The sequence below is a fragment of the Streptomyces sp. NPDC058683 genome, from assembly GCF_042716195.1.
GTDB lineage: Bacteria > Actinomycetota > Actinomycetes > Streptomycetales > Streptomycetaceae > Streptomyces.
Genome location: NZ_JBHXSK010000087.1, coordinates 1 through 21744 on the forward strand (window position 1 = coordinate 1; position 21744 = coordinate 21744).

General features: G+C 71.3%; 19 protein-coding genes, 1 tRNA gene and 1 pseudogene. 4 read left to right on the forward strand and 17 right to left on the reverse strand.

Annotated elements, in window-relative coordinates; genetic code table 11:
• The 5 genes and pseudogenes from ACFWXC_RS50255 to ACFWXC_RS50275 form a co-directional block, all read right to left on the reverse strand.
• A pseudogene (locus ACFWXC_RS50255) lies at window positions 1–275 on the reverse strand (ABC transporter permease); the annotation flags it as partial.
• Window positions 272–1213: an ABC transporter ATP-binding protein gene (locus ACFWXC_RS50260; protein ID WP_384490601.1), complete on the reverse strand. Its 942-nt coding sequence runs from the start codon at window positions 1211–1213 to the stop codon at window positions 272–274. The pseudogene ACFWXC_RS50255 and the gene ACFWXC_RS50260, both read right to left, overlap by 4 nt.
• Window positions 1214–1656: 443 nt before the next feature.
• Window positions 1657–2178 carry a YbaK/EbsC family protein gene (locus tag ACFWXC_RS50265; RefSeq protein WP_384490555.1) on the reverse strand — a complete coding sequence of 174 codons (522 nt, stop codon included), beginning with the start codon at window positions 2176–2178 and terminating at the stop codon, window positions 1657–1659.
• 157 nt (window positions 2179–2335) lie between these two features.
• Entirely contained in the window at window positions 2336–4582 is a 2247-nt protein-coding gene (locus ACFWXC_RS50270; protein ID WP_384490557.1) for an MMPL family transporter, read from the reverse strand.
• Between the two features lie 124 nt (window positions 4583–4706).
• A complete protein-coding gene (locus tag ACFWXC_RS50275; RefSeq protein ID WP_384490559.1) occupies window positions 4707–5315 on the reverse strand; it encodes a TetR/AcrR family transcriptional regulator in 609 nt (202 codons plus the stop codon).
• Window positions 5316–5482: 167 nt separating this feature from the next.
• Between ACFWXC_RS50275 and ACFWXC_RS50280 the strand changes: the two genes are divergently transcribed.
• Entirely contained in the window at window positions 5483–8929 is a 3447-nt protein-coding gene (locus ACFWXC_RS50280; RefSeq protein WP_384490561.1) for a S41 family peptidase, read from the forward strand.
• Between the two features lie 71 nt (window positions 8930–9000).
• Here ACFWXC_RS50280 and ACFWXC_RS50285 read toward each other — a convergent pair whose 3' ends face one another.
• The 4 genes from ACFWXC_RS50285 to ACFWXC_RS50300 all read right to left on the reverse strand — a co-directional run bounded on the left by ACFWXC_RS50285 (window position 9001) and on the right by ACFWXC_RS50300 (window position 12766).
• Entirely contained in the window at window positions 9001–9288 is a 288-nt protein-coding gene (locus tag ACFWXC_RS50285; RefSeq protein WP_384490563.1) for a hypothetical protein, read from the reverse strand.
• Window positions 9289–9384: 96 nt separating this feature from the next.
• On the reverse strand, window positions 9385–10269 hold the full coding sequence (locus tag ACFWXC_RS50290; protein WP_384490565.1) for an SDR family oxidoreductase: 885 nt from the start codon (window positions 10267–10269) through the stop codon (window positions 9385–9387).
• Window positions 10266–11222 (reverse strand): alpha/beta fold hydrolase, encoded by a 957-nt coding sequence (locus ACFWXC_RS50295; protein WP_384490567.1) that lies wholly within the window; start codon window positions 11220–11222, stop codon window positions 10266–10268. The genes ACFWXC_RS50290 and ACFWXC_RS50295 overlap by 4 nt, the downstream gene beginning before the upstream one ends.
• Window positions 11219–12766: a flavin-containing monooxygenase gene (locus tag ACFWXC_RS50300; RefSeq protein WP_384490569.1), complete on the reverse strand. Its 1548-nt coding sequence runs from the start codon at window positions 12764–12766 to the stop codon at window positions 11219–11221. Before ACFWXC_RS50300 ends, ACFWXC_RS50295 begins: the two co-directional genes overlap by 4 nt.
• Before the next feature lie 209 nt (window positions 12767–12975).
• Between ACFWXC_RS50300 and ACFWXC_RS50305 the strand changes: the two genes are divergently transcribed.
• Window positions 12976–13596: a MerR family transcriptional regulator gene (locus ACFWXC_RS50305; RefSeq protein ID WP_384490603.1), complete on the forward strand. Its 621-nt coding sequence runs from the start codon at window positions 12976–12978 to the stop codon at window positions 13594–13596.
• Between the two features lie 128 nt (window positions 13597–13724).
• On the opposite strand, the gene ACFWXC_RS50310 is transcribed toward ACFWXC_RS50305, so the two are convergent.
• Window positions 13725–14549, reverse strand: coding sequence for an exodeoxyribonuclease III (locus ACFWXC_RS50310; protein WP_384490571.1), 825 nt, complete (start codon window positions 14547–14549; stop codon window positions 13725–13727).
• Window positions 14550–14607: 58 nt separating this feature from the next.
• On the opposite strand from ACFWXC_RS50310, the gene ACFWXC_RS50315 reads away from it, so the two are divergent.
• On the forward strand, window positions 14608–15096 hold the full coding sequence (locus ACFWXC_RS50315) for a GNAT family N-acetyltransferase (RefSeq protein WP_384490573.1): 489 nt from the start codon (window positions 14608–14610) through the stop codon (window positions 15094–15096).
• Between the two features lie 224 nt (window positions 15097–15320).
• Here ACFWXC_RS50315 and ACFWXC_RS50320 read toward each other — a convergent pair.
• The 7 genes from ACFWXC_RS50320 to galU form a co-directional block, all read right to left on the reverse strand.
• Window positions 15321–15394 (reverse strand) — tRNA-Ala (locus ACFWXC_RS50320).
• Window positions 15395–15496: 102 nt separating this feature from the next.
• Complete coding sequence (gene glpR / locus ACFWXC_RS50325; protein ID WP_384490575.1) at window positions 15497–16726, reverse strand: gephyrin-like molybdotransferase receptor GlpR; 1230 nt, start codon at window positions 16724–16726, stop codon at window positions 15497–15499.
• Between the two features lie 184 nt (window positions 16727–16910).
• Window positions 16911–17582, reverse strand: a complete 672-nt coding sequence (locus ACFWXC_RS50330) for a GNAT family N-acetyltransferase (RefSeq protein ID WP_384490577.1) — start codon at window positions 17580–17582, stop codon at window positions 16911–16913.
• Window positions 17583–17602: 20 nt separating this feature from the next.
• Window positions 17603–18139, reverse strand: a complete 537-nt coding sequence (locus tag ACFWXC_RS50335; protein WP_384490579.1) for a molybdenum cofactor biosynthesis protein B — start codon at window positions 18137–18139, stop codon at window positions 17603–17605.
• Window positions 18136–18648, reverse strand: a complete 513-nt coding sequence (moaC, locus tag ACFWXC_RS50340; protein ID WP_384490581.1) for a cyclic pyranopterin monophosphate synthase MoaC — start codon at window positions 18646–18648, stop codon at window positions 18136–18138. Before moaC ends, ACFWXC_RS50335 begins: the two co-directional genes overlap by 4 nt.
• A 127-nt stretch (window positions 18649–18775) precedes the next feature.
• Window positions 18776–20098, reverse strand: coding sequence for a gephyrin-like molybdotransferase Glp (gene glp / locus ACFWXC_RS50345; protein WP_384490583.1), 1323 nt, complete (start codon window positions 20096–20098; stop codon window positions 18776–18778).
• Entirely contained in the window at window positions 20095–21006 is a 912-nt protein-coding gene (gene galU, locus ACFWXC_RS50350; RefSeq protein WP_384490585.1) for a UTP--glucose-1-phosphate uridylyltransferase GalU, read from the reverse strand. Before galU ends, glp begins: the two co-directional genes overlap by 4 nt.
• Before the next feature lie 133 nt (window positions 21007–21139).
• Here galU and ACFWXC_RS50355 point away from each other — a divergent pair, with 133 nt between their 5' ends.
• The gene (locus tag ACFWXC_RS50355; protein ID WP_384490587.1) at window positions 21140–21721 is read left to right on the forward strand and encodes a 5-formyltetrahydrofolate cyclo-ligase; all 582 of its coding nucleotides are present in this window, start codon (window positions 21140–21142) and stop codon (window positions 21719–21721) included.
• Window positions 21722–21744 lie beyond the last annotated feature (23 nt).

The following is a 21744-nucleotide window of genomic DNA, read 5'->3' on the forward strand; positions in this document are numbered from 1 at the left end:
GCCCAGGTGCCCGCGAAACCGAGCATCACCAGCGGTCCGGCCCAGCCCGTGGCATGCATCCAGCGGCCGAAGAGCGTGTCGGCGGGGAGCGTGCTCTGCCCGCTCACCCCGGCGACGAAGAGCGCCGGCGCGATCCAGCAGGCGAGCACCACCAGCCGGATCCGCCACTGGGAGACCAGTTTGACGAGTTCGAACCGGTAGCCGCGCGACACCGGGACACGACGGGCGCCGGCGGGTTCGGTGACGACGGGGGCGGTGGCGGTGGCGGTGGTCATCGGCCGGCCTCCTGGTGCTCGGTGAGGGCGAGGAACGCGGCTTCGAGCGGGGAGACGACCGGGGCGAGTTCGCGCACCGCGACGCCCGACCGCACGACCTCCGCGACGAGTTCGTCGAGGGCGGGCACCAGTGCGCGTACGACGAGTACGTCGGCGTCGTGTCGTACGCCGCTGTCGTCGACGATCCGGATGCCCGCCGTGTCGGCGGCGACCCGGCGCGCGGCCTCGGGGTCGGAGACGCGCAGCCGGTAGTCGAGTTCACGGTTCTCGGCGGCCAGCTTGCTCAGCGGGCCGGAGAAGACGACGCGTCCGGTGGCGAGGATGGTGACCTCGGAGCACAGGGCCTCCAGGTCGTCCATGCGGTGGCTGGAGAGGACCACGCCGGTTCCGTCGGCGGCGAGCCGGTTGAGGACACGGTGCACATGTCTCTTGCCGGCCGGGTCCAGGCCGTTGGACGGCTCGTCGAGCACGAGCAGCCGGGGCCGGGTGAGCAGGGCGGCGGCGAGCCCGAGCCGCTGGCGCATGCCCAGGGAGAAGCCGCGGGTCTTGTCGTCGGCGACATCGGTGAGCCCGACCTCGCCGAGCACGCCGTCGATGCCCGCCGGCCCCGTGTCCAGGTCGCGCAGGGCCGCCAGCGCGGCGAGGTTCTGCCGGGCGGTGAGCGAGGGGTAGAGACCGGGCGCGTCCACGAAGCCGGCGACGCCGTCGGGGGCGGCGAGTGTCCGCTCGACCGGCGTCCCCAGGATCTCCAGCCGGCCGCCGTCGGCGACGGCCAGCCCCAGCAGCAGGCCGAGCAGTGTCGTCTTGCCGGCGCCGTTCGGTCCTACCAGGCCGTGGATCTGACCTTGCGTCACATCCAGGTCGACACCGTCGAGTGCGACGATGTCGCCGAAGCACTTGGTGATCCCTCGGGCCCGGACTGCGTGGAGTGTGTCCATGAGTCCCATGCGTCCCTTCTTCCGCAACTCGCAGGGACCCTACGGAGAACACACAACCCAGACACAGGCGGCCGACTGAACGTTCGAAGAACGGTTCGTCAAGGCAACGGCAAGTCCTTTGGCCCGAAAGCAGGCTTGGCGCCGGAGCGGACGGGGGCGCAGCCTGCCACCGCGAGGAGGGACCCGACCGCGCAGCCGGTGCGGTCCACAGCCGCGCTCCGTGGCGCCGGCTGCGTCCTGCGTCAGCTGCGTCCTGGCAGGCCAGAACGGCCCGCCCGTCGTCCGACCGGCGTGCGTGACCGCGGCGACCAGGACGGCCGCGGCAACCGGTGGGGTGGCGCGGTGAGGTGACGCGATGGGGTCACGCGGTGGGCTCACGCACTACCGCGGGGACCGGTGGGGTCACGCGGTGGGCTCACGCACGGCCGCGGCGACCGGTGAATTCACCCGGTGGGCTCGCGCACGTCCACGACGGTGGCGCCGGCGTGCTCGACCAGGGCCGCGGGCGTGATCGGGAAGACGGCGTGGGGATCGCCCGCTGCGGCCCACACCACGTCGTGCCGCAGCAGCGCGCGATCGGCGAGCACGCGCGTGCGTGTGCGGTGCCCGAACGGCGGCACGCCCCCGATGGCGTACCCGGTCGTCTCGCGTACGACGTCCGCCCTGGCCCGGGTCACCTTGCCGGCGCCGAGCTGCTCGCGGACGAGTTCCAGGTCGACCCGGGAGGCGCCGTCCATCAGCACCAGGACCGGCACCCCGTCGGCCGCGAAGATCAGCGACTTGCAGATCTCGCTCAGCTCGCACCCGATCGCCGCGGCGGCTTCCGCCGCGGTACGGGCCGCGTCCGGGAACCGCCGGACCCGCGAGGTCAGCTCCCCGAGCCCCAGCTCCTCCAGGGCGGCGGCGAAACGAGGGTGGGCTCCGGAGCCCGCGGCATCGGCGTCAGTGGCGGCTGTCGTCGTCATGAGGAGCACGCTAACCAGGGCGGCCGAGGTGACGCGAACGGTTAACCCCGAGGCCCGGTGGCCGTGGTGGACGCCGCGGTCCGTGCGGGCACGAGAAAGCCGGTGAGGGCGCCCCGTCCCCACGGACCCTCACCGGCGGTCTTTCACGAGCCGCGCGTCAGGCGCGTACCAGCTCCCGGTCCTCGTCGTCCCTGCCGGAGTCGTCGCCGGTGTTCTTGTCGGCGTTCTTGTCGGACAGGGCGCGCAGGCCCTCGCCCTCGACGTCGACGTTGGGCAGCAGGCGGTCCAGCCACTTCGGCAGCCACCAGGCGCGCTTGCCGAGCAGGGCGAGTACGGCGGGGACGATCGCCATGCGGACGATGAACGCGTCGAAGAAGACGGCGATCGCGAGGCCGAAGCCGATCATCTTGATCATGGATTCGCTGGAGCCGATGAAGCCGGAGAAGACGGCCATCATGATGACGGCGGCGGCCGTGACGACCCGTGCGCCGTGCTTGAAGCCGGTGACGACGGCCTGGTTCGGCTTCTCCCCGTGGACGTACGCCTCCCGCATCCGGGTCACGAGGAACACCTCGTAGTCCATGGCGAGGCCGAAGACGACGCCCACCATGAAGATCGGCATCATCGACATGACCGGGCCGGTCTCCTCGACGCCGAGCAGGCCGGACAGCCAGCCCCACTGGAAGACCGCGACCACGGCGCCGAGCGCCGCCATCACGCTGAGCAGGAAGCCGAGGGCGGCCTTCAGCGGGACCAGGATCGAGCGGAAGACCACGATCAGCAGGAGGAAGGCGAGGCCGACGACCAGGACCAGGTAGGGGATCAGGGCGTCGTTGAGCTTCTGCGAGACGTCGATGTTCATCGCCGTCGAGCCGGTGACCAGGACCTTGGCGTCCGTGTCGGCGGTGATCTCGGCGCCCTGGTCACGGATCGCGTGGACCAGGTCCTCGGTGGTGGTCGAGGACGGCTTGGACTTCGGGATGACGGTGATGGTCGCGGTGTCGCCGGCCTTGTTGGGGGCGGCCGGGGTCACCGTGACGACGTCCTTGAGGCCCTTGATCTCGTTGTCGACCTTCTTGAACGCCGACTTCGGGTGGGCGCTGTCCTCGGCGTCGACGACGACCATGAGCGGTCCGTTGAAGCCGGGGCCGAAGCCGTCGGAGAGCAGGTCGTAGGCGCGGCGCTGGGTGGTCGAGGTCGGCTGGGAGCCGTCGTCGCCGAGGCCGAGCTGCAGGGAGGCCGCGGGGACCGCCGCCGCGCCGAGGCCGACGACACCGAGCAGCAGGACGGCGACCGGGCGCCGTACGACGAAGCTGGCCCAGCGGGTGCCCATGTTGGGCTTGTCGGCGTGCTTCTTCTTCGCGCGGCCGCCGCCGAGCAGCTTGCTCTTCTCGCCGGTGGGCTTGATCCTGCGGCCCGCGAAGCCGAGCAGCGCCGGGATGAGGGTGAGGGCGATCAGGACGGCGACGACGACCGTGCCCGCGGCGGCCACACCCATCTTGGTGAGCATCGGGATGTTGACGACGGAGAGTCCGACCAGGGCGATCACGACCGTCAGACCGGCGAAGACGACCGCCGAGCCCGCCGTGCCGACCGCGCGGCCGGCGGCTTCCTCGCGTTCGCGGCCCTCGGCGAGTTCCGCGCGGTAGCGGGAGACGATGAACAGGGCGTAGTCGATGCCGACCGCGAGGCCGATCATCGTGGCCAGTGTGGAGGTGGTGGAGCCCAGGTCGAGGGCGCTGGCCAGGGCAGTGATCGTGGAGACGCCGATACCGACGCCGATGATCGCGGTGAGCAGCGGGAACCCGGCCGCGAGCAGCGAGCCGAACGTGATGACCAGGACGACCGCGGCGATCGCGATACCGATGACCTCGCTGGAGCCGGTCTCGGGCGTGGCGCTGAGCGCGTCACCGCCGATCTCCACGGTCAGCCCGGCGTCCCGCGCGTCCTGCGCGGCCGCCTTCAGGGCGTCCCGTGAGGAGTCCTCCAGCTCCATGCCGGAGACCTTGTACTTGACCGAGGCGTACGCGATGGTGCCGTCCTTGCTGACGGCCTTGCCCTTGTAGGGGTCGGCGACCGAGTCGACCTCGGAGCCCTCGGACAGTTCCTTGACGGTGTCCTTGACGGTCGCCTTGTTGAGCTTGTCCGTCATCTTCTCGCCGGCCGGCGCCTTGAAGACCACGCGCGCGGTGGCGCCGTCGGAGCTGGTGCCCGGGAAGCGCTGGTCCAGCAGGTCGAAGGCCTTCTGGGCCTCGGTTCCGGGGATGGAGAAGGAGGTGTTGCCGGCGGCGGGGGCACTGGCCGCGCCGACTCCGGCGAGGGTGAGCAGCGCCACCCATATGAGTGCGACGAAGTGCCGTCGCCTGAAGGCGAGCCGGCCCAGTTTGTAGAGAAACGTGGCCACGAGGGCGTACTCCCGGTCAGGTCGTGGGGTATTCAGGGCAGGGGTGATCAACCCGGTGGGTGGCAGGGGTGATCGGCCCGACGACGTGAGCGGAGGCGTCAGGTGGGCTGGCTGTGGGGAGGGGTCAGCCGGTGGTGGGCGCGCCGAGTGCGGGGAGCACCACGGCGTCGATGTACGACAGGAGGAAGGCCTGGTTGGGCGGCTGCTCGTCGATCAGGGAACGGGCGGCGAATCCACCGATCATCATGTGCATCACGAAGTCGATCGCAGGGTTGTCCGCACGGACCTCACCCCGGTCGATGGCCCGCTGCAGCACCTGGTTGAAATCGGCCATCTCGGGCCCGATCAGATGCTCCTTGAACGCTTCCAGGAGGTCCGGGTTGCCATGGATCGCCATGGCGAGACCTCGCATCAGCGCGGAGTTCTGCTCCATCTCGCAGTCGTCCGAGCGCAGGGTGAGAGCGTGCAGATCGCCCCGGAGCGAGCCGGTGTCGATGCCGTGGAAGCCCGCACCCCCCGGCTTGGTGTGCCGTACCGCCTTGGCCACCAGCTCGGCCTTGCCGCCCCACTGGCGGTAGAGGGTGGCCTTGCTGGACTTGGTGCGGGTGGCGACGGCGTCCATGGTGACGGCGTCGTAGCCGACCTCACGGAGCAGGTCGAGCACCGCCTCGTACAGCTCGGCCTCGCGCTCGGGCGTGATCCGACTGCGACGCGCCGTTGCGACCTCAGTCATGCCACTCACCCTTCCCTGTTCCGTCGGCACCTCGATGCGTACATGTTGAAGATACCCCGAGATCTAGAGAAACGAAACCGTTTCGTACGTGTGCTCTCTCACGTGTGTCGGCCACGCGCGCGTGCCCACGAGTTGCTGGGCCACTGCACCAGGAAAAGCATGGGGAGGTGAGCTATCTGCGCCTGCCGCATCTCCACGGTGACCTGTTGTGCTTCGTGGCCGAGGACGACCTCTGGCTGACCTCGCTGGACGCCCCGGGCCGCGCCTGGCGGCTCACCGTCGACCGCACCAAGATCGGCCATCCGCGCTTCTCGCCGGACGGCCGTCAGGTCGCGTACACGAGCTGGCGCAGCCTGGTGCCCGAGATCCACCTGGCCGACGTGGACGGCGGGCCAGGCCGGCAGCTGACGTACTGGGGCAGCGCCGACACCCAGGTGTGCGGCTGGACCCCGGAGGGCGACATTCTCGCGGTGGCCTCCCAGGGGCAGCCGTTCTCCTATTTCACCTGGGCCTACAAGGTGTCCCCCGACGGCGACCCGGGCCGCAAGCTGCCCTGGGGGCCGGTCTCCGACATCCAGGTCGCCGACCTCGAGGGCGAGCGCAGGACCCTGCTGCTCACCGGCACCCCGCCGCACGAACCGGCCGGCTGGAAGCGCTACCGGGGCGGCGCCATGGGCCGGCTCTGGCTGCACGGGCAGCGGCTGCTCGCCGGCATCGGCGGCCATCTGGACTCCCCGATGTTCGTCGCCGGCCGGATCGCCTTCCTCTCCGACCACGAGGGCGTCGGCAACCTCTACTCCTGCGCCTACGACGGCTCCGACCTGCGCCGGCACACCGACCACGACGCCTTCTACGCCCGGCACGCCGCCAGCGACGGCACCCGGGTGGTGTACCAGTGCGCGGGCGACCTGTGGCTCGTCGACGACCTCGGCCCGGACTCGGCGCCGCGCAGGCTGGACGTACGGCTGTCCGGGCCGCGCGCCGGGCGCCGCCCCTACCAGGTGCCGGCCGCCCAGCACGTCGACGGCGTCTCCGTCGACGAGACGGGACGGGCCAGCGCCGTCGTCGTACGCGGCAGTCTGTACTGGCTCACCCACCGCGACGGCCCGGCGCGCACCATCGCCGACACGCCGGGGGTACGGGTGCGGCTCCCGGAGATGCTCGGCTCGACCGGGCAGATCGCGTACGTCACGGACGCCGGCGGCGAGGACGCGGTCGAGATCGCCCACCTGCCCCGGGCGAGCGGCGACCGCCCACCGCGCCGGCTGGCCTCCGGGAGACTGGGCCGGGTCCTTGAACTGGTGTCCGACCCGCTGGGCGAGCGGCTGGCGGTGGCGGCGCACGACGGGCGGCTGCTGCTGATCGACGTGACCGAGGATGTTGAGGGCGTCGAGGCATCTGTTGATTCCGTCGACGCAGTCAATGCCGTCAATGCTGTTGATGCCGTCAACGCTGCCGATGCTGCCGATTCCGCCGATCCAGCCGACTCGGTTGATTCTGTCGGTTCTGTTGATTCCATTGACGGTATTGACCATGTTGATGCCGCTGCTCCTGACGGCATTGATTCCGTTGACGGCGAAGGCTCCGACGGCGTGGTCACCGAGTTGATCCAGTCGATCAATGGTCCGGTCCGTGATCTGGCCTTCTCACCGGACGGGTCATGGTTGACCTGGTCGCATCCAGGGATCGGCCGTTCGCTGCGGCAGATCAAGCTGGCCCGCATCAGCGACCGGCTCGTCATCGACGTCACCAACGGCCGCTTTGAGGACGAGAACCCCGTCTTCACCCGCGACGGCCGCTATCTAGCGTTCCTGTCCTGGCGCGGCTTCGACCCGGTGTACGACGTGCACACCGGCGACCTGTCCTTCCCGCTGGGCTGCCGCCCGTACCTGGTCCCGCTCTCGTCGGCGACCCCCTCCCCCTTCGCCCTCAGCCCCGACGGGCGGCCTGCGGCGGGCGGTCTGGACCCCGTCGAGGACGAGGAGCCCGGCGAGGGCGGCGCAGTCACGGTCGAGGTGGAGGGACTGGAGAGCCGGGTGACCCCCTTCCCGGTCACCGCCTCCAAGTACTCGGCGCTGTACCCGGTCGCGGGCGGCGGTCTGGTCTGGCTGCGCTGGCCGATCTCGGGCGCGCTGGGCGAGACCTTCGTCAACCCCGCGGACACCAGCGGCCGGCCCACCCTGGAGTACTTCAACATCAGCAAGGCGAAAAAGTCCGAACTCGTGGACCACCTGGACTGGTTCACGGTCAGCGGCGACGGCAGCCGCCTGGTCGTGGTCGACGAGGGCGAGTTGCGGGCCGTGCCGTCGACCGAGTCCGGCGACGCCGACTCGACCGTCTGGATCGATCTGCGCCGCATCCTGCATCAGGTCGACCCGCCCGCCGAGTGGCGGCAGGCGTACGCCGAGGCCGGCCGCCTCATCCGCGACTACTTCTGGGACCCCGGAATGTGCGGCATCGACTGGGACGGGGTCCTCGACCAGTACCGTCCGCTGGTCGAACGGGTCGCCTCCCCCGACGAGTTCGCCGACCTCCTGCGCGAGGTCCTCGGCGAACTGGGCACCTCGCACGCCTATGTCACCCCCGCCCGCCGCAACGAGGGCCCACCTCACTACCAGCGTTTCCAGGGCCTGCTCGGCACCGACTTCGTACGCCGGGACGGCGGCTGGACGGTCAAGCGGATCCTGCCCGGCGACTCCTCCGACTCCAAGGCACGGTCACCGCTGGCGGGCACGGGGATCCGGGAGGGCGCCGTGCTCACGCACGTGGACGGCAGGCCGGTGGATCCGGTTGCCGGCCCGTATCCGCTGCTCGCGGGAGCGGGCGGTACGACGGTGGAGCTGACGTTCGTGCCGGGCGACGGCGAGCCGGGGCCGCCGCGCCGGGTCGCCGTCCTCCCGCTGATCAACGAACGGCCGCTGCGCTACCAGGACTGGGTAGCCAAACGCCGTGCGGTGGTACGGGAGTCGAGCGGTGGCAGGTGCGGCTATCTGCACATCCCGGACATGGGCGGCTCCGGCTGGGCCCAGTTCAACCGCGATCTGCGCATGGAGGTCTCGCGCCCCGCGCTCATCGTCGACGTGCGCGGCAACGCGGGCGGCCACATCAGCGAACTCGTCGTGGAGAAACTCACCCGGACCATCCTCGGCTGGGACCTGACGAGGGACGCGCAGCCGGTGTCGTACGCCTCCAACGCGCCGCGCGGCCCGATCGTCGCGCTCACCGACGAGGCGACCTCCTCCGACGGTGACATGATCACGGCCGCGATCAAGCTGCTGCGGCTCGGCCCGGTCCTCGGGCAGCGCACCTGGGGCGGGGTCGTCGGCATGACCGGGCGGCACCGGCTGGGCGACGGCACGGTGATCACGGTGCCGATGAACGCGGCCTGGTTCGAGGACTACGGCTGGTCCGTCGAGAACCACGGCGTCGCTCCCGACGTGGAGGTCCTGCGCACCCCGCTGGACTGGGCGGAGGGCCGTCACGTCGAGATGGACGACGCGATCCAACTGGCCCTGGACCTCCTGACCGACCACCCGGCGGCACTCCCCCCGGACTACAGCGAGACCCCGGACAGATCCCGCCCGAAGCTGCCCCCGCGGCCGACGGCCCCCTGAGGCGCCCAAAACGCAGGGCGCCCTCCGGAACGAAGGGCGCCCCACATACTTCGGCCGAGCCAGTACAACGACTACGCGTCGTAGTCCTGGTTGAACCGGTCCTGCATCTCCTGCTCGGTGTCATCCATGTTCTGGCGGCCGCGCTCACGCATCTGCTGGCCACGCTCCTGCGTCGCCTGCTGGCCACGCTGCTGCGTCGCCGGCCGGCCACGCTCCGGCGTCGTCTGCCGGCCGTGCTCCGGCGTCGTCTGCCGGCCGTGCTCCGGCGTCGTCTGCTGGCCGCGCTGCTTGGCCTGCTCCTGGCCTTCGCGGATCTTCTGCTTGGCCTGACCCTGCGTCTTGCCGGCCTTGTCCTTCATACCCATGTGGGTTCACTCCCGTGGTGGGTGAGGGGGATTGGCCCATTGGTGGGGCCTCGACCAGACTCACACGGGGCGCTACAGCCCGCATTTCGATCAATGACGGTGCGTAGCGCGCGCCTCCTCATCAGCCGCCCCACCTGCACCGACGAGCCCGGTGCGCATGCCCTGCAAGCGGGGCGCGAACCGCTTCATCTCGCGCTGCCCGACCGTCCCTATCAGCGCCGGCAGGTACCCGCGCACGCCCTGCATCCCCCGCAGCCACCACTGTCCGTACACGTGTGCCGAGCGCCGCTCGATCCCGGCCACGATCCGGTCCACCGCGGGGCCCAGCGGATACGTCTTGTTCGACGGCCACGGCAGCCGCTGCCGCAGCTCCCGCATCACCTCGTCCTGGTCGGCGCCGCGCACCATGTCGGTGTCCGTCCAGGACAGGTACGCGACCCCGACCCGCACCCCCTGGTGGCCGACCTCGGCGCGCAGGCTGTGCGCGTACGCCTCCACGCCCGCCTTGGACGCGCAGTACGCCGTCATCATGGGCGCCGGCGTGATCGCGGCCAGCGACGCCACCTGCAGCAGGTAGCCCCGGCTCTCCGTGAGCACCGGCAGGAACGCACGTGCCGTCACCGCCGAGCCGATCAGGTTGACCTCGATCACCCGCCGCCAGGCCTCGGGATCCGACTCGGCGAACGGACCGCCGTTCGCCACCCCGGCGTTGGCCACCACGATGTCGGCCTTCCCGAACCGCTCCTTGACCTCCCGCGCCACCCGGCTCATCGCCTCGTGATCGGTGACGTCGGCGTACCAGTACGCACTGTCGGTGTGCAGCCGCCCGGAGACCTCCTTGAGCGCCTCCTCCTCCAGTCCGACCAGCGCGACCTTCGCCCCGCGCGCGGAGAGCTTGCGGGCGAGCAGCTCGCCGACCCCGCGCGCCGCTCCGGTGACTACGGCGACCTGTCCTTCGAGACCGACCCTGCTCATGAGCCCTCCTTGATCCGCCCGGGCGCCTCGGCGCCGGCTAGGCCGGGGGTGTCGGTCACATACGCGGTGACCAGTTCCCGGATCTTTCCGTTGACCAGTTCCGGCGCCTCGACCGGAGTCATGTGGCCCATGCCGGGCAGCTCGGTGAGACCGAGGGAGTGCGGCAGGGCTGCGACCAGCGCGCGGGCGTGCAGAAGGGGCGTGAGCCGGTCGGACGCGCCGCTGATGACCGCCGTGGGCGCGCGCAACTCCCGTACGCCGTCGTCGAGGTCGAGATGCGCGAGGACGAGCGCCCAGGCGTGGCGCACGGCGCGCGGGCAGGCGTGCACGATCCGCGCGCACGCTTCCACCATGTGCGGGGCGGAACCGGCGCCCATGGTGGCGTACTTGAGGATGCTCCGGGCGACGGGCGTGACCGGTCCGAGCGGGGCGCGCGAGGCCAGGACGTGCGCCGTGAGCCAGGTGCGCACCGCCCCGGCGCGCATCGGTATGACGCGCGCCTCCGCGACCAGCCGCGAACTGCCGGTGCTGCACAACAGGACCGCGGCGGCGTGCTCACGGAAGCGCGGACGCGCGGAGGCCGCCATGACGCTCATGCCGCCCATGGAGTGCCCGACGATCACGGCCCGCTCCCCGCGTGCGAGCGTGTGCGCGAGGACCGCTTCGAGGTCGTCCGCCAGCGCCTGGGTGGTGCACGCGGGGCTCGCGGGACTGCGCCCGTGCCCTCTCTGGTCGTATGCGATGACCCGGTGGTCGGCGGCCAGTTCCCGTATCTGCGCCGCCCAGAAGGCGGTCGAGCAGGTCCAGCCGTGGGCGAGGACGACGGGGGGCGCGTTCTCGGGGCCGTGCACCTCGACGTGCAGGCGCGCGCCGTCGGCGGAGACGGCGATGAGTTCACGCGCGGGCGCGGGCGGAGCGTACGGCCCGGTGGTCACGTGGGTGAGCCGGCTCACGCTCCCACCTCCGCAGCGGACTTGGCGCCGTCCGCGCCGTCCGCGCCGTCCGCGCCGTCCGCGCCGTTGGTCAGGGGCGCGCGGACCACCTCGTACTCCGCGAGATCCACCCGCTGGGTCGCGCGCCGGAATTCCGTCGTCGTGCCGGGCCAGATGGTGGTGTTACGGCCGCTCGCGTCCAGGTACCAGCTGGTGCAGCCGCCGGTGTTCCAGACGGTGCGCTTCATGCGTTCCTGGACCTTCTGGTTCCAGGCGGCCACGGCGGCGGGGCGCGCATCGAGGGCCGCACGCCCCCCGAGGACATGGAGCTGGCGCAGATAGTCGGCCATGTAGTTCAGCTGGGACTCGATCATGAGGATCATGGAGGAGTTCCCGAGGCCGGTGTTGGGCCCGATGATCGTCATCCAGTTGGGGAACCCGGCGGCAGCGGCACCGCGCAGCGCCTCCATGCCGCCCTTCCAGGCCTCCGCGAGGGTCCGCCCGTCGGCGCCGACGACCCGCTCGGCGATGGGCATGTCGGTGACGTGGAAGCCGGTGCCGAAGATGATCGCGTCGACCTCGGCACTGCTGCCGTCGGCGGCCACCACGGTCGACCCGCGCACCTCGCTCAGCCCGCTCGCCACCACGTCCACGTTGGGCTGCGCCAGCGCCGGATAGTAGGTGCTGGACAGCAGGATCCGCTTGCAGCCGATGCGGTAGTCCGGCGTGAGCTTGGCGCGCAGCGCGGGGTTCTTGATCGCGCGCCCCATGTTGCGCTTGGCGAGGCTCTCGACCAGGCCGAGTTCGTCGGGACGCTTGGTGAACGCCTGGACCTGGAGCTCCCGGATCCCCCACAGGAACCCGCGCCGGGCCTGGGTGGTGAAGGGCAGCGCCCGGTGCATCCGGCGTTCGGCGGCGCTGATGGCACGGTCCACGCGAGGCATCACCCACGGGGGCGTGCGCTGGAGGAGAGTGAGTTTCGCGACCTCGGGCTGGATGGCGGGCACGATCTGGATCGCGGAGGCGCCGGTACCGACCATGGCGACCCGCTTGCCGCGCAGGTCGTAGTCGTGGTCCCAGCGGGCCGAGTGGAAGACCTTGCCGGGGAAGGAGTCCAGTCCCGGGATCTCGGGGATCTTCGGGTCGGACAGCGGCCCGGTGGCGGAGACGACGACATCGGCGGAGAGCGAACCGGCGGCCGTCTCGATGTCCCAGCGCAGTTTCTCCGTGTCCCAGGTCATCCGCTTGACCTCGGAGTCGAAGCGGAGGTGGGGCCTCAGCCCGAAGACATCGGCGACGTGCTCCAGATAGGCGCGGATGTGCTCCTGCCCGGAGAAGGTACGCGGCCAGTCGGGGTTGGGTGCGAAGGAGAAGGAGTACAGGTGGGACGGCACGTCGCAGGCGCACCCCGGGTAGCTGTTGTCCCGCCAGGTGCCGCCGACGCTGCCGGCCCGTTCCAGGACGACGAAGTCGGTGATCCCCTCCCGGCGCAACCGCACGGCCGCGCCCAGCCCGCCGAACCCGGACCCGATCACCGCCACCCGTACCTGCTCGTGCTGGGCCATCCGGAGCCTCCACACATCGACCATGATTACGCCAGTGAACGCTGGCACGGTTGGACTGTAGAGCAGCTCCGTACTGATGGGTAGGGGTCGGCCGGAGGAAAGTTACCGGCGGTACAACATAGGCTGCGCACGTGGCAGACCACGGCGCGCGAAAGACCTCCACGGCCCCCGGCCGGCACCCCGACCAGGGCGGCGGCCGCGAGTACCGCATGGAGGAACTGGCCGGCTTGGCCGGCATCACCGTGCGCACAGTGCGCTTCTACCGCGAGCGCAAGCTCATCCCGCCACCCCGCCGCGAGGGCCGTATCGCCTGGTACGACGACCATCACCTGGCCCGCCTGCGCACGATCTCGGCGCTCCTGGAACGCGGCCACACCCTGAACGGCATCGCGGAGCTGGCGGAGGCCTTCGAGCACGGCCGGGACGTCGCCGACCTGCTCGGCGTCGGCACCCCCACCGAGGAGGAGCCGGTCCGCCTGACCCCCGAGGAACTCGCCGCCCGCTTCGAGGGCGAGGCCACCCCGGAGAACCTCGCCGCCGCCCTGGACCTCGGCTACCTCGGCACCGACGGCGACGACATCGTCCACATAAGCCGCCGCCTGCTGGACGCCTCGGAGGCCCTGGTCCGCGAGGGCTTCCCGCTCGCGGAGGTCCTGGCGGCGGGCCGAAGCGTCCGCGAGCACGCCGACGCCCTCGCCGAACTCTTCGCCGAACTCGTCCTGCGCCACGGCCCCCAGGAGGACATGGAGCGCCTGCGCCCCCTGGCCCGGAGCGTGGTGGAGGCGGAGGTGTCCCTGGCCCTGGACCGGCGGCTGCGCAAGAGGGACTAGATAGCTGCCGCTCGAAAGCGGCGCCTCGTCACGGTCGGCAAGGGGCACTGCGGCGGCGACCCGGGACGCCTGCTCGGGCCGGACAACTCACGCCTGTCCTTCACACTCGGCGAGGGCACCGGTCCGCGTCACCTCTCGAAGACCACCGTCACAGGGGCGTGATCCGACCACCGTTCATCATGGCTGGCGGCTCGCTCGACGACCGCCTTGACGGCGCGGGCGGCCAGCCCAGGGGTCGCCACGGCGAGATCGATCCTCCAACCCGCGTCGTTGTCGAAGGCCCGCCCCCGGTAGGACCACCAGGAGTACGGCCCCTCGACGTCCGGATGCAGAGCGCGTACGACGTCGACGTAGCCGCCGTCGGCCGGGTCCAGGACGCTGCCGAGCCACTCCCGCTCCTCCGGCAGGAAGCCCGAGTTCTTGGTGTTGCCGCGCCAGTTCTTCAGGTCGGCCTGCTGGTGGGCGATGTTCCAGTCGCCGCAGACGACGACCTCGCGCCCGTCGGCGGCGGCCCGCTCGCGCAGTTCCTTCAGGTAGGCGAGGAACTCGTCCATGAACCGGATCTTCTCGTCCTGCCGCTCGGTACCGACCTCCCCGGAGGGCAGATACAGGGAGGCGACGGTGACGCCGGGCAGGTCGACCTCGACATAGCGCCCGCTCGCGTCGAACTCGTCAGAGCCGAAGCCGACGCGCACGCTGTCCGGCTCGCGCCGGGTGTACAGGGAGACACCCGCGCGCCCCTTGGCGGACGCGGGGGCGTGCACGACATGCCACCCGCCGGGCGCGCGCACCCCTTCCGGGAGCTGCTGCGGCTCCGCGCGCACCTCCTGCAGGCAGATCACGTCCGCGGAGGTCTCCGCGAGCCACTCCACGAAGCCCTTCTTCGCGGCGGCCCGCAGTCCGTTCACATTCACCGAGGTCACAGTCAGCACCAGGGCACGATACCGGCACACTGGACGCAGTCCCCACGCCCGTCGCGTTCACCGCCTGCACGAATATACGATGCCTTACATGAATATACGTCGCGTTGCCTTCGACCACCCCGACGCCATCAAGCTGAACGACGAGGTCCAGGCCGAGTACCACCTGCGTTACGGCGACGGTGGCGACGCCACGGCCCTCGACCCGGCCGACTTCGCACCGCCGAACGGCGTCTACCTGATCGCGTACGACGAGTCCGACCGTCCCGTGGCCACCGGTGGCTGGCGCAGCCAGGACGAGAACGGCGAGGGCAACGAGGACGGCGACGCCGAACTCAAGCGCATGTTCGTCATCGAGGGGGTGCGCGGCCGGGGCCTGGCCCGCCGCATGCTCGCGGCCCTGGAGGACGACGCCCGCACGGCCGGCCGCCTCCGCATGGTCCTGGAGACGGGCATCAAGCAGCCGGAGGCGATCGCCCTGTACACCTCCAGCGGTTACGAGCCGTGCGTGAAGTTCGGCTACTACCGCCACTACGAGTCGAGCCGCTGCTACGCGAAGACCCTACGGGGCAATCTGTAATCCACGTCACGCCCGGTCGTTCGACGGGCGCCGTTCGAGGCAGGACCCCGCCCCCGGCGTCGGGCTGCCGCCACGTCGACCCCAACTGCTCTACCGATCCGGCCGGGTGGCCACCCGGCCGTCAGCCCTGGACCAACTCGCCCTTCGCAGCCACCCGGTCGGGAGGTCCCGGAAACGACAGAAATCCCGGCGATCATCATGATCGCCGGGATCTCATCGTGCAGTGGACCTGTGGGGATTTGAACCCCAGACCCCCTCGATGCGAACGAGGTGCGCTACCAGACTGCGCCACAGGCCCTTGCAACGAGTGAAACTCTAGCATCCCTGTCGGGGTGCTTGGAAATCCGTTCCCTGACTGGTCAGGACCGGGGTACCGGGGGCGCCCCGCGCTCTCTTGGTGTCACTCGTTGGCCGCGCGCGGGCGGTCGCCGTCCTCGTACTGGTCGAACAGGGGCGTGCGGCCGCGCTCGCGTGCCCGGCGCGCGGAGGCCGCGCGACGCGCGTCGGTCCGGCCGTCCGCCGACTTGTCGTCGGCGTCGGTCTCCGGCGCCTCCGCCTCGGTCTCCGGTGCGACCGGCTTGGTCTCCTGCTCCGGCGCGACGGAGCTGGACCGGGCCGAACTCCAGGCGTCGGGCGCCCCCAGGTCCACGTCGGAGGTGGCGCGGGGCGCGACCGGCGCGGTCACGTACGTCGGCAGTGGCACCGGCACCGGGTCCCAGCTGTCCCCGTGCCCGGGCCGCCGCTGCCGCTCGCGCTGCTGGTCGACCCACTCGGCGTGGTCGGTCTGTTCGACGAGGGCGCGCCGGTCAGCGGCGAGCGCGGACAGGCCGGGGTCGGTCTCGGCCGCTGGTCCCTCGTCCGGTTCGTCGGCGACCGCGCCCGGGTCGAGAGGCGCGCGCCGCCGTGGCTGGCGCTCCCGCAACCGCTGTGCGGCGACCTCGGCCTGACGCCGGTCCATCTGGTAGGCGAAGCGCCGGCGCTCCTGTGCGCGGAGGTAGGCGATGTAGGCGCTGAGCATGACGGCGGGTACGCCCGGCGCCCACAGGAACGCCAGCCCCCCGACGGCCGCGACGATCGCACCCAGCGTGAACGCGACGAAGAGCAACACAGTGGTGCGCCGACGGCGCGCGAGTGCCTTCGTACGCCGGGCGCGTGCTTCGGCCGTCTGTGCCGAGGATGCGCGCCGCGCGGCCGGAACTCGCTTGCGCGCGGGGGTGGATGCCGGGGCGGGCGTGGCGCCTGCCGGACGGGCTGGTGTGGACGGGGACTTGGCCGCCGGCGCGACCGCCTGGTCGCGCGCCGGTTCCTGGCGCCCGGGTGCCTCCGGCTCCGCTTCGGCCCGGACCTGACGGCGGGTCGGAGGCATGGCGAAGGCCCGGACGTCCACCGAGTCGGTGACGGCGTCCGGATCACCGGCGTCCTGCTCCCCCTCAGAGGCGGAGCGCGCCCGCAGGTCCTTGGCGTATCGGCGCTCCATCCCCGCCCGTCCGGACAGCAGCCGGATGGCGGTGCTGAAGCGTTCCGTCGGACGGGCCTCGTTCAGCTCGTCCTGCCTACGGAGCCACATCGGCACCAAGTAGGCGGCCCAGGCCCCGACAATGACTGCGTAGATGAGGCCGCTGCTGCTCACGCCTCACACGGTAGAGGGGTTTGCGTGGGGCCATCTGCCAATTGCGCCGGTGTGTCGCACGATCTGGCTGATATTTCGAGCTTTTTTTGTGACCGATGCGATCAGCCAGCCGTCGGAGCCGAGAATTCAATGTCCTGAGACGGTCACCAGTCGATCAATTTCGAACACGTATTCCATTTTTCGGCTAGGCGGGATTCCCTGGAGTGTTCTGCGGATTCCAGGGCACGTTCGGAGTGCCCGTCGTACCCGGCGCCTTCGGCGACTCGCTCTGGGAGCGTTCCCGCCGCCAGCGGCCGAGCAACCCCTCGGGCACCTCTTCCGCCGTGAGGGCGAAGACGAGGTGATCGCGCCAGGCTCCGTCGATGTGGAGATAACGCGGCCGCAGCCCCTCCTCACGGAATCCGAGTTTCTCCACGACCCGGCGGCTGGGCCGGTTCTCGGGACGAATGCAGACCTCGATGCGGTGCAGACCAACCGTGCGGAAACAGTGGTCCACCACGAGCGCGACCGCCGTCGGCATCACCCCGCGGCCGGCCACCGACCGGTCCACCCAGTAGCCGACGTGTCCCGAGCACATCGATCCCCAGGTGATCCCGGCGACCGTCAACTGCCCGACCAGGCGCCCCTGGTACTCGATGACGAAGGGCAGCATGCGGCCCGCGTTCGCCTCGGAGCGCAGATGCCGCACCATCTGCCGGTAGGTCGGCCGGTGCGCGATCGGGCCGCTGGGCGTGGGCGGCGGGATGGTCGCCTCCCAGGGGCGCAGCCAGTCGCGGTTGCGCCGGTTGACCTCGCGCCACGCCCGCTGGTCGCGCACCCTTATGGGCCGGAGGACGACATCGCCGTCCACCAGCACGACGGGCCAGGATGGGCTGTTCAGCTCGCACCCCCGCTGCTGGGTCTGGGGTGGTCGCCGCCTCGGATCTGGTCGACGGCGTGTGTCAGCAGCGGTTCCAGGACGGCCAGGCCGTCCCGTACCCCGCCGGTGGACCCCGGAAGGTTGACGATCAGTGTCCGGCCCGCCACCCCGGCCAGACCCCGGGAGAGCGCGGCGGTGGGCACCTTCTCCCGTCCGAACGCGCGGATGGCCTCAGCGATGCCAGGCACCTCGTGGTCGATCACCGCACGGGTCGCCTCGGGGGTGCGGTCGGTGGGCGAGATGCCGGTGCCTCCGGTGGTGACGACGACGTCGTACCCGGCCTCGACGGCCGCGCGCAGGGCGGCTGCCACGGGATCACCGTCGGGCACGACCCGCGGCCCGTCCACGGTGAATCCGAAGCCCTCGAGTCCCGCCGCGATCAGCGGCCCGCCCTTGTCCTCGTAGACGCCGGCGGCAGCGCGGTTGGAGGCGGTCACCACCAGCGCACGGTACGGCGCGCGCGGCGCACCACCGGCGGACGGCCCGGCACTCACGCCCGGCTCCAGTCGCCCGACTTGCCGCCCGTCTTCTCCTCCACGCGTACGTCCGTGATGACCGCTCCCTTGTCGACCGCCTTGACCATGTCGATCACGGTGAGCGCGGCGACGGAGACCGCGGTGAGGGCCTCCATCTCGACGCCCGTGCGGTCCGTCGTCTTCACGGTGGCCCAGATCTCCACGGCGTCCTCCGCGACCGACAGATCCAGTTTCACACCGGAGACCGCCAAGGGGTGGCACAGCGGGATCAGGTCCGGGGTGCGTTTGGCGCCCATGATGCCCGCGATGCGCGCGGTGGCGAGGGCGTCACCCTTGGGGACGCCCTCACCGCGCAGCAACTCGATCACGCGGGGCGAGACGAGGACGCGTCCGCTGGCGCGTGCGGTGCGCACGGTCACGTCCTTGCCGGACACGTCGACCATGCGGGCCGCGCCCGCGTCGTCGATGTGCGTGAGGCGGTCTGGCACAGGGCGTCCGGGGGTGTCCCCCCGGGAAGGCTCAGTCATGCTGTGTGGCGCTCCCGGTCCGGGCCCGTCGCGGTACGGCGCTCGAGCCTGCTGTGCGCGACACGGTACCGCCAAGACGGCGCGCACCACCGGGCAGGACCGCCCGGCGAACGGGTACGCGCGCGGGTCAGCCGAGCAGGACGACCTCGACCTCGCTGCCGGGCTCGACGGACTCCACGTCCTCGGGTACGACGATCAGCGCGTCGGCGTGCGCCAGGGCGGCGACCAGGTGCGAACCGGCGCCGCCCACCGCGGTCACCTCGCCGTCGGCGTACGCGCCGCGCAGGAACTGCCTGCGCCCCTTGGGCGAGCCGAGCGCCCGGTCCGCCTTGAGGGTCGCCTTGGTGCGGGGCCGGTGCACGTCCGGGAGGCCCATCAGGGTGCGGATGGCGGGGCGGACGAACAGCTCGAAGGAGACGTACGACGACACGGGGTTGCCGGGCAGGGCCAGCAGGGGCGTGTGGTCGGGGCCGATGGAGCCGAAGCCCTGGGGCTTGCCCGGCTGCATGGCGAGCTTGCGGAAGTCGATGCCGCCGCCCGCCTCGTCCGCGTCGCCGACGTGCGCCAGCGCCTCCTTGACGACGTCGTACGCCCCCACGCTCACACCACCCGTGGTGACCATCAGGTCGGCTCGGACGAGCTGATCCTCGACCGTGGAGCGCAGGGTGTCGGCGTCGTCGACGACCGCACCCACCCGGTAGGCGATGGCGCCGGCGTCCCGGGCGGCGGCGGTGAGGGCGAAGCTGTTGGAGTCGTAGATCTGGCCGCTGCCCAGCTCCTCGCCGGGCTGGACGAGCTCGCTGCCGGTGGACAGGACGACCACACGCGGGCGCGGGCGCACACGTACCGAGCCGCGGCCGACCGCGGCGAGCAGCGCGATCTGCGGCGGTCCGAGAACGGTGCCGGCCTCCAGTGCGCGCTCGCCGGCCCGCACGTCGCTGCCCTTCGCGCGCACGTGCGCACGTGCCTCGGCCGGCCGGTGCACGCGCACGTGCCCCTCGGCGCCCTCGGGCGCGAGGCTGCGCGCCACCATCTCCCCGACCGGTCCCTCGCCGAGTCCGCCGTCGGTCCACTCCACGGGGACGACGGTCTCGGCGCCGGGCGGCAGCGGGGCACCGGTCATGATCCGGGCGGCCTGGCCGGGGCCGACCGGGGTGAGCTCCGCCGCGCCCGCCGCGACATCCCCGACGACCTCCAGGACGGCCGGGAACTCCTCGCTCGCGCCCGCCACGTCCGCGACCCGTACCGCGTACCCGTCCATGGAGCTGTTGTCGAACGGCGGCAGCGACACCGGCACCATGACGTCGTCGACCAGGACGCAGCCCTGGGCGTCGAGGAGTTGCAGCTCGATGGCTTCCAGGGGGCGGATGGTGGTGAGGATGTCCTCCAGGTGCTCGTCCACCGACCACAGGTGGTCCTGGCCGGCGGGGCGGGTCGCGGCGCTGCTCAACTCTGCTGCATCTCCTCGGCTACGTAACTGCGAAGCCAGGTCCGGAAGTCCGGGCCCAGGTCTTCACGTTCGCATGCGAGTCTGACAATGGCACGCAGATAGTCGCCGCGGTCGCCGGTGTCATAGCGGCGGCCCTTGAAGACGACGCCGTGCACGGGGCCGCCGACCTTCTCGTCCTGGGCGAGTTGCTGCAGGGCGTCGGTGAGCTGGATCTCGCCGCCGCGGCCCGGCTCGGTGCGCCGCAGTATGTCGAAGACGTGCGGGTCGAGGACGTAGCGGCCGATGACCGCGTAGTGGGACGGGGCGTCCGCCGCGTCCGGCTTCTCGACCAGGCCGGTCACCTTGACGACGTCGCCGTCGGCGGTGGTCTCCACGGCCGCGCAGCCGTAGAGGTGGATCTGCTCCGGAGCGACCTCCATGAGCGCGATCACGCTGCCGCCGTGCTGCTCCTGGACCTCGATCATGCGCTGGAGCAGCGGGTCGCGCGGGTCGATCAGGTCGTCGCCGAGCAGGACGGCGAAGGGCTCGTGGCCCACGTGCGGGGCCGCGCAAAGCACGGCGTGGCCGAGGCCCTTGGGGTCGCCCTGGCGCACGTAGTGCATGGTGGCCAGGTCGCTGGACTCCTGGACCCTGGCGAGCCGGCTGGCGTCGCCCTTCTTCTGGAGCGCCGATTCCAGCTCGTAGTTGCGGTCGAAGTGGTCTTCCAGGGGACGCTTGTTACGTCCGGTGATCATGAGGACGTCGTCGAGCCCCGCCGACACGGCCTCCTCGACCACGTACTGGATCGCCGGCTTGTCGACGACCGGCAGCATCTCCTTGGGAGTGGCCTTGGTGGCCGGCAGGAACCGGGTGCCGAGGCCTGCCGCGGGAATGACAGCCTTGCTGATCCTGGGGTGCGACTGAGTCATGTCCGCAACCTTATCCGGTGCCTTTGCGGAGAATCTGAGGCTCCGGTTAATTGACACTCATATGAGCGGATTAGAAAGGATGCGGGGACGACCTGTGCAGCACGGTGAACCCGGGGGCGAGACTGACAAGCGAATGTTGCGACGAGAATTCCTGGGGGTGAGGAACAGGTTGACGACAGACGTCGTCAGGGAGTCGTCCGACGCGCTGGCCGAGCACGCTCTGGAACTGCCCGAGCTGGCGCGTGCACGCACGGTGGCGGCGTACGTCTCCGTCGGGAGCGAGCCGGGCACCCTCACGCTACTCGACGCGCTGCTCACGCGGGGCGTACGCGTCCTGCTCCCCGCGCTCCTTCCGGACAACGATCTGGACTGGGGCGCGTACGCCGGGGAGGGCTCCCTCGCGCGCGTCCAACACGGCGGGAAGATGGCCCTGTTCGAACCCTCCGGCGAACTCCTCGGCCCGGACGCCGTGCTCTGTGCCGACGTCGTCCTGCTGCCGGGGCTCGCGGTCGACGCGCGCGGGATGCGGCTGGGGCGCGGCGGAGGGTCGTACGACCGCGTACTGGCACGTCTGGAGCGCGCAGGCGCGCGCCCGGCGCTCGTGGTGCTGCTGTACGACACGGAGGTCGTCGAGCGCGTGCCCGCGGAGGCGCACGACCGGCCGGTGCAAGCGGTGGTGACGCCGTCGGGCGCGCGCCGGTTCGCGGGCTCCTGAGGCAGCCGGTACGCGGGGCGACG